This is a genomic window from Isoptericola sp. NPDC019482 (assembly GCF_040632295.1).
GTDB lineage: Bacteria > Actinomycetota > Actinomycetes > Actinomycetales > Cellulomonadaceae > Isoptericola.
In genome coordinates, this window is the sequence record NZ_JBEYBQ010000067.1 from 1 (window position 1) to 8,263 (window position 8,263).

At 75.9% G+C, this 8,263-nt stretch carries 4 protein-coding genes; 2 read left to right on the forward strand and 2 right to left on the reverse strand.

Annotated features, from left to right (window positions below; genetic code table 11):
* Both ABZ493_RS21525 and ABZ493_RS21530 read right to left on the reverse strand, forming a co-directional pair.
* Positions 1-1,646, reverse strand: a 1,646-nt coding sequence (locus ABZ493_RS21525) for a glycoside hydrolase family 6 protein (protein ID WP_430584155.1), incomplete at its 3' end; no start/stop codon positions are given.
* Between the two features lie 135 nt (positions 1,647-1,781).
* A complete protein-coding gene (locus tag ABZ493_RS21530; RefSeq protein ID WP_430584156.1) occupies positions 1,782-2,894 on the reverse strand; it encodes a LacI family DNA-binding transcriptional regulator in 1,113 nt (370 codons plus the stop codon).
* Positions 2,895-2,974: 80 nt separating this feature from the next.
* On the opposite strand from ABZ493_RS21530, the gene ABZ493_RS21535 reads away from it, so the two are divergent.
* Positions 2,975-5,779: a substrate-binding domain-containing protein gene (locus ABZ493_RS21535; RefSeq protein WP_430584157.1), complete on the forward strand. Its 2,805-nt coding sequence runs from the start codon at positions 2,975-2,977 to the stop codon at positions 5,777-5,779.
* Between the two features lie 148 nt (positions 5,780-5,927).
* On the forward strand, positions 5,928-8,263 hold a 2,336-nt coding region (locus ABZ493_RS21540), incomplete at its 3' end, for a glycoside hydrolase family 48 protein (protein WP_430584158.1).

The following is an 8,263-nucleotide window of genomic DNA, read 5'->3' on the forward strand; positions in this document are numbered from 1 at the left end:
ATCTCGTACGCCGTGTCCGGGTCCAGCCCGGTCAGCGTGGCCGACGTCGTCGTGGACGTCGTCGCGGCCTGGCCGTCGACCAGCACGCTGTAGCCCGTCACCCGGGTGTCGTCCGTGGACGCCGACCAGGACACCGACACGGACGTGCCGTCCGCCGTCGCCGTCACGCCCTGCGGCACGCTCGGCGCCTCGGTGTCGGGGTCCGGGTCGGGGCCCGGGTCCGTGCCGCCGTCGCCGATCGGCGGGTACGCGTTGGTCACGAGCATCTGGAACTGGCTCTCGAACCACTTGCCGGACAGCGGCGCGTCGGGGAGCGCCCCCGTGAGGAGGCCGCTCAGCTTCGGTGAGTTGAACGTCGGGTCGCACATCCGGTCGAAGTGCTTGCCCTCGTCGTTCGGGATCTCCTCCGACGATCCGTCGGACTCGCCCGGGGGCTTCACCCACACGAAGGCGTCGAGGTGCGACTCGGGGTAGCCGGACGGCGTGGCCTGCGGCCGCTCGCCGATGCCCGCGCCGGAGGGGTTGCACCACGCGCCGCGGTGGTTGCGGCGGTCGACGCGGGACTCGTCGACGTAGGTGTCCCGGTCCGTCGACGTGCTCTCCGCGGTGGGCCGGTCCGGCCCGCCCCACCCGTTGCGGGATGTGTCGATGAGCATGCCGATCGAGGACGGGAAGCCTTCGGCGACCAGCAGGTCGTACAGGTGGGCCGTCCAGTCGGTCTCGTCGAAGTCGGGGTTCCACTCGTAGAACCCCGCCTGGCGCACGAAGCCGCCGCTGCCGAAGCTCTCGTCCTCGAGGAACGGCTCGACCAGCGGTGTCGAGTTCGCCGTGTTGGTGACGAAGCCGGCCACCGAGTCGAAGCCCGCCTCGGTGCTGCCCACGACGTCCGCGAAGAGCTGGGCCGCGGGCTGGGCGTTGTTCGGCCAGCCGAGCCAGCCGGCGTGCGCGGCGTCGATGTAGCTGTACACGTTGCCCACGTCGTGCAGGCTGTCCAGCGCGTACGCGACCCCCTCGCGGTAGTACGGCGCGGCCTGCTGGCACAGCGGCTCGCTGCTGTTGGTCACGAGGTTCGGCAGCGAGTCGGGCTCGATGGTCGCGACGATCCGCAGGTCCTCGTACGCGGGGTCGTCGAGGATGTCGACGATGGCGTCGATGTACTCGGTCTCGTAGCGCTGCATGCCCTCGTCCGTGGCGGGCAGCTCGCCGTTCGAGGCCAAGGCGTAGCAGTCGCGTCCGGGCAGGTCGTAGAGCACGAGGTTGAACACCAGCGGGGTGTCGCCCTGCTTCTGCGCGAGCGCCGCGTCGAGGTGGGTCCGCAGCCCCGGGCCGTCGGCGTTGCCCTCGATGGCGCTGATCCGGTCCATCCAGACCGAGGTGGGCTCGTTCGCGATGGCGCGCATCGAGTCGCCGAGCGTGCCGCCGGCCCGGGTCGCGGCGGCCGTCACGTTGTCGGACCAGTACGAGTTGACGTACTGGTCCGCGCCCGCGAAGGGGTTGTCGACGCGGGGCTCGGCCGCACCGGCCGAGGTCGCGGCGCCCAGCGGCGCCGCCACGAGCGCCGCGACGGCGGCCGTGGTCGCGGCGGCACGGCCCCGTCGCCGTCCCCGTTCCGGCGCACCCTTGCGCCGTTGCCAAGCTGATCGCACAGGAGCCTCCTGGTTCGTCAGTGCCCGGGTGCCGTGGGGCGGGCACGCCGCCCCGCGGATCCCGGGCGTCGGGCCGTCGGCGCCGACGGCCCCAACCTCGCAACGGCGGCCCGGACCGGACAGTGCGCGAAACGTTTAGGCGGGGGCGGGCGCCGTGGAGCCCCGGATGACGAGCCGGGCGACGGCGTCGTGGGCGTCGGCCCGCCCCTCGCCGTCGTCCACCGCGAGTGCGTCCCCGCCGCCCAGCAGGGGCCGGACGACGGCGCCGACCGCGGCGCCGAGCTCCGCCCACGGGCGCGCCACCGCCGTGGCGGCGGGGTGCACCAGGCGGCACGTGGGGGAGTCCTCGAGCACCAGCACCGACAGGTCCCACGGCACGGTCAGACCGCGCTGGCGGGCGGTCTCGAGCACGGCGAGCAGCGCGACGTCGCCGTCGGCGACGACGGCCGTCGGGTGGTCGTCGGTGGCGAGCAGGCGCGCGGCGCCGGCGGCGGCGTCCTCGACGGTCCGGTAGTCGAGCCGGTCGACGACGAGGCCGGCCCCCGGCCCCGTGCGGGCGGCGTCGTGGACGTCACGGGTGCCAGGGGCGGCGAGGGCGTCGAGCAGCGTCGCCGCCGGGTCCGCGTGCGCGTCGCGGGCGAGGAGCGCGACGCGCGTGTGCCCCAGCTCGCGCAGGTACTGCGCGGCGCGCTCCTCGGCGTCGCCGGCGAACCAGACGGCCGCACCGCCGCCCGGGAGCTCCGGGCGCGGTGGCGCGAGCGGCACGAGGGGGACCCCGCCGCGGTGCGCCGCCCTGGCCCGCGGGTCGTCGCGGGTCAGCCCGGCCACGACGAACGCCGCGTGGCGCCGCTCGGTCCACGCGTGCTCGAGGTCGCGGGCGGCGGCGTCGCGGTCGGGGGCCACGTCGACGACGACGTCGGTGGCGGGCGCCTCGTCGCCCACCTGGAGCGCCGACCGCAGGCCGAGGGCGACCGCGGTGGCCCGCACGGCGTCGGCGGGGCCGACGGCCTGGACCGACACGCTGTGCGGCGCGGAGCGCAGCGAGCGGGCGGCGGCGCTCGGGCGCCAGCCCAGGTCGGCGGCGGTGCGCAGCACGTGGCGGCGGGTGCGGTCGGACACCCCCGGGCGCCCGTTGAGGGCGTACGAGACGACGGCGATCGAGACGCCCGCGGCGCGTGCGACGTCGGTGATGGTGATGCGTCGGGCGCCGACGGCGGGCACCGGCCCGGTGCGGCTTGGCGTGGTCACGCTCCCACACTGTGCCGGGAATCGGTGCAGAATGCACCCGGGAACGTGCACGGTACTCGACGGCGAGGACGGTGGTACGGATGACGACGGTCGGTGCTCAGCGAAGGGTCCCCACCGGCGGTCCGCGGACGATCGGGGTGGTCAGCCCCGTGCTCGGCGGGTACTACTTCGGGCGGGCCCTGGCGGGCGCGGCCCGGGTGCTGCGCGCCGGGCGTCACCGGCTGGTGGCCCTGCAGACCTACCCCGCGGACCTGGACCGGGCCGAGTTCCCGGCCGTGCCGCGACGGCGCACGCTGGTCGGCGGGTCGCGGTGCGACGGCCTCATCGTCGTGACCAGCGCGCTCGAGGACGACACGCTGCGCGAGATCCACGACGCCGGCACCCCCCTGGTGCTCGTCGGCGTCGGGCCCGTCGAGGGGGTGGCGGCCCCGAGCCTCGGCCCCGACAACGCGGGCGCGGCGCGGGCCGTCGTCGACCACCTCGTCGCGCACGGCCACCGGCGCATCGGCTTCCTCGGCGCCACGGACCAGACGGACACCCGCGAGCGGTACGACGCCTACCGCGCCGGGCTCCTCGCGCACGGGATCGAGCCGCGCCCGGAGTGGCACTACCGCACGCGCGACAACCAGGAGGCGGGGGCGGAGGCCGTCGCCCGGCGGCTGGCGGAGGCGGGGGACGGGTCGCTGCCGACGACGGCCACCCTGGCCGCGACGGACCGCAACGCCGTCGGCTTCATGCGCGGGCTGCGCTCCCACGGACTGGCCCTCCCGGAGGCGCAGGCCGTGGTGGGCATCGACCACTCCGACCTCGGCGCGCGGATCCGGCCCCGCCTCTCGAGCGTGGACCTGCTGCACGACGCCGTGGGCGAGCGCGCCGCGCAGCTCGTCCTGGCGATGATCGCGGGCGAGCGCGTGACCGGGGAGCACCGGCTCGGCCGCTCGGCGCTGGTGCTGCGCGAGTCGTGCGGGTGCGACGCCGGCGCGCGGGGTCACGTCGTCGTGACGGGCGCGGGGGAGCGCGGGCGGAACGACGCCGACCGGCCTGGCGACGTGCCGTCGTGCGCGCCCCGGGAGGACACCGCCCGCCGCGCGGAGGGGGAGGCCCCCGTCGCGCCCGCGGCGGGCGTGGACCCCGGCCTGGACGACGTCGCGCTCGTGGTGCTCGCGCGCGAGCACGGCCGGGACGCGTGGGTGGCCGCGGTGCGGCAGGTGCTGGCCGCCGCTGCCGACCGGGGCATGCGCGCCCCGGCGCCGGCGCTGCGCGCGCTCGCGGACGCGACGGCCCGGTTGCGGCCGTCTCCCGACGCGCTCGAGCAGCTGGTGCCCGCCCTGCACGTCGAGGCGGCGCAGACCGTCCGGAGCCATCGGCGCGCCGCCGCGCGCCGGCTGTCGAAGCAGGGCGGTGCGGCGGAGCCCGCGCGGCGCGGGACCGGGGCGCTCGGGCCGGCCGCCCGCCGCACGGCGCTCGAGACCACCGTGCGCGACGTCGTGGTGGCGCTGGCGCGCGGCACGGTCGCGGGGACGCTGGGCAGGGCGGGGCGCCTCGAGCGCGAGCTCGCGGAGCAGTACGAGGTGGACCTGGAGATGATGCGGGCCGACGGCGACGCGCTGCGCAGCCTCGACTGGCTGCCGCGCGGGCACGACGGCGTGGCCGCGCTCGCGCTCTGGGTCGACGACGCGGAGGTGCCGGGGGGACGGGCGCTCCAGGTCGTGGGGGCCCGCGGCGGCGCGCCCGGGCCGCGGCGGGTGGTCGGGGCGACGTACCCGCCCCAGGAGTTCCCGCCGCCCGAGCTCACGGACCCGGCGTCGCCCACCGTCGTCGTGCCGGTCGGGTTCGGCACCTCGGACCGGGGGATGCTCGTGGTGAGCGGCCTCGTCGACACGCGGGCGACGAGCACGCGGGCGCGCTACAACCACTGGGCCGCCATGCTCGGCGTGGCGCTCGACGCGGAGGACACCCTCAGCGCGCTGCAGGCCCAGCGCCGCGAGCTGGCGGACGCCGCGGAGCGGGAGCGCGTGCTGGCCCTCGAGGTCGCGGCCGGGCACGAGCGGACCGCGCTCGTGTCCATCGCGTCCCACGACGGCACCTGGGACTGGGACGTCGAGGCGGGGCGTGTGCGCTACTCGGACGCCTGGGCCCGCATCGTCGGCTGCGACCCGGCGAGCATCGGCGACGACCCGCAGGAGTGGCTCGGCCGCGTGCACCCCGACGACGCCCGCCGCGTGCAGTCCGCGGTGGCCGCGCAGCTCTCGGGGTCGCACCAGCCGCTCGACGTCGAGCACCGGCTGCGCGCGGCCGACGGGCGCCACGTCACCGTGCGCTGCCGCGCCGTCACCGTGCACGACGCCGGGGGGCGCGCCGCCCGCATGGTGGGGGCGATGGCCGTGGTCTCGGACGTCACCCTGTTCCGCAGCGAGCTGCGCGAGCGGGTGCTGGTCGACCCCGACACCGGGCTCGTGGCGCGCGAGCTGTTCGTCGACCGGCTGGAGCGGGCGATCTCCCGCGCCCGCCGGGTGGGCGCGTACGGCTGGCAGGTCCTCGCCGTCGGTTTCCCCGCGCCGCCGCCCGCCCTGGCGCTGCGCCGGCTGCACGGCGAGCTCGCCCCGGACGACTGCGCGTACGGGCCCGCGCCGCGCGACGTCGTCGCGCTGCTCGACGGCGCGGCCGCCGCCGCCGCCCACGACCGTGCCGCCCGGCTGCGTGCGGTGCTGGGGGCGAGGGCCGTCGTCGTGCACGCCGCCGGCACCGGGCACCCGGAGCCCGCGCCCGACGACGCCCTCGGGTCCGCGCGCGGCGGCGACGCCATCGAGGTGCTGCGGCGGGCGGGCGACCTGCTGGCACGCCGGCGCGCCTGGTTGGTGGCGCCCCGCCCGCCCAGCGCCTGACCGGCACCCGAAACGTTTCCGTGCGTTGCCGGGGGCGCGGGGCCGCGCCCAGCCTCGGGGGGTGCTCGACGCCCCCGTCGCCGCCGGCGGACCGCGGGGCAGGGCGAGCCTCCCGAGGATGAGAGGTGCACGCACGATGCCACGATCCATGCCACGAGAACTGTCACGAACACCCCGGTCGCACCCGGAGCCCGGACGGGCACGCCGCGCCGTCGCCGTCGGCACCACGCTCGCGGCGCTCGCCGCGCTCGCCGCCGCCGGCCCCTCCGCGGCGGCGCTCGGCACCGCCGCGGCGCCGCCCGCGGCGAGCGCTCCCGCCGAGCGCACGCTGCTCGTCGACGGCGAGTACACGCAGCGGTTCCTGGAGCTCTACGACAAGATCCACGACCCGGCCAACGGCTACTTCTCGCCGCAGGGCATCCCGTACCACGCGGTCGAGACGCTCATGGTCGAGGCCCCGGACTACGGGCACGAGACCACGAGCGAGGCGTACTCGTTCTGGCTGTGGCTCGAGACGTCCTACGGGCAGGTGACGGGCGACTGGGAGCCCTTCAACCACGCCTGGGACACGCTCGAGCAGTACATGATCCCGACCACGGAGAACCAGCCGACCAACGGGGCCTACGACCCGGCCAAGCCGGCCACGTACGCCCCGGAGTTCGACCACCCGAGCCAGTACCCGTCCCAGCTCGACACGGGCGTGTCGGTGGGCCGTGACCCGATCGGCGCGGAGCTCGAGTCCACCTACGGCACCCCCGAGGTGTACGGGATGCACTGGCTCGCCGACGTCGACAACGTGTACGGCTTCGGCGCCGCGCCCGGCTCTTCCGAGCTGCTGGGACCGGACCACGAGGGCACGTCGTACATCAACACGTTCCAGCGCGGCCCGCAGGAGTCGGTGTGGGAGACGATCCCGCAGCCGTCGATCGACGACTTCTCCTACGGCGGCGAGAACGGCTACCTCGACCTGTTCACGGGCGACGCGTCGTACGCGAAGCAGTGGAAGTACACCAACGCGCCCGACGCCGACGCGCGCGCCGTCGAGGCCGCCTACTGGGCCAACAAGTTCGCCGCCGAGCAGGGGCAGCCCGAGGCCGTGGCCGAGACGGTCGGCAAGGCGTCCAAGATGGGCGACTACCTGCGCTACGCCCTGTTCGACAAGTACTTCAAGACGCCGGGCTGCGAGTCCACGTCCTGCGCCGCCGGCACCGGCCGCGACAGCGCGCACTACCTGCTGTCCTGGTACTACGCCTGGGGCGGCGCGCTCGACACCGCCTCCCCCTGGGCGTGGCGCATCGGCTCCAGCCACGCGCACTTCGGGTACCAGAACCCGATGGCGGCGTGGGCGCTGTCGAACGACCCGGACCTCGAGCCGGCGTCGGCGACCGCGTCCGACGACTGGGCCACGAGCCTCGACCGGCAGCTCGAGCTGTTCCAGTGGCTCCAGGCGCCCGAGGGCGGCATCGCGGGCGGCGCGACCAACAGCTGGGAGGGGCACTACGCCGACCGGCCCGACGACGTCGCGACCTTCTACGGCATGGCCTACCAGGAGGCGCCGGTCTACCACGACCCGCCCTCCAACCAGTGGATGGGCATGCAGGGCTGGGGCGTGGAGCGCATCGCGCAGCTCTACGAGGAGACGGGCGACGCGCGCGCCGAGGCCGTGCTCGACAAGTGGGTGCCGTGGGTGATCGACCACATCACCGTCACCGACGACTCGTGGGAGATCCCGTCGAACCTCGCCTGGTCGGGCCAGCCCGACGACTGGGACGCCGCGGACCCCGGTGACAACGCCGGCCTCTCCGTCGAGGTCACCGGCTACGGGCAGGACGTCGGCGTCGCCGGCGCGCTCGCCCGGTCGCTCATGTACTACGCGGCCGGGGGCGAGGGGGAGCAGCACACGCAGGCGCAGCAGGTCGCGCACGACCTGCTCGACGCGATCTGGACCCAGAACAGCGACCCGATCGGCGTCGCCTCCACCGAGACGCGGGCCGACTACTCGCGGTTCGACGACGTGCTGACGTCGCCCGACGGCGACGGCGTGTACGTGCCCGAGGGATGGACCGGAACGATGCCGAACGGCGACGAGATCGGCGCGGGCTCCTCGTTCCTCGACCTGCGGTCGTTCTACACCGACGACCCGCAGTGGCAGAAGGTGCAGGACCACCTCGACGGCGGCCCGGCGCCCGAGTTCACCTACCACCGGTTCTGGGCGCAGACGGCGGTCGCCACGGCGCTCGCGGACTACGACCGGCTGTTCGGCGAGGACGTCCCGTCGGACGACACCACCGCGCCCAGCGTGCCGCAGGACGTGACCGCGACGGCGGACGGCACGTCCGTCTCGGTGTCCTGGTCGGCGTCCACGGACGACACCCGGGTGACCGGCTACCAGGTCAGCCGGGACGGCGAGGTCGTCGGCTCGGTGGGCGGCACGGCGACGTCGTTCGTCGACGAGGGGCTCGAGCCGGAGACGGCGTACTCGTA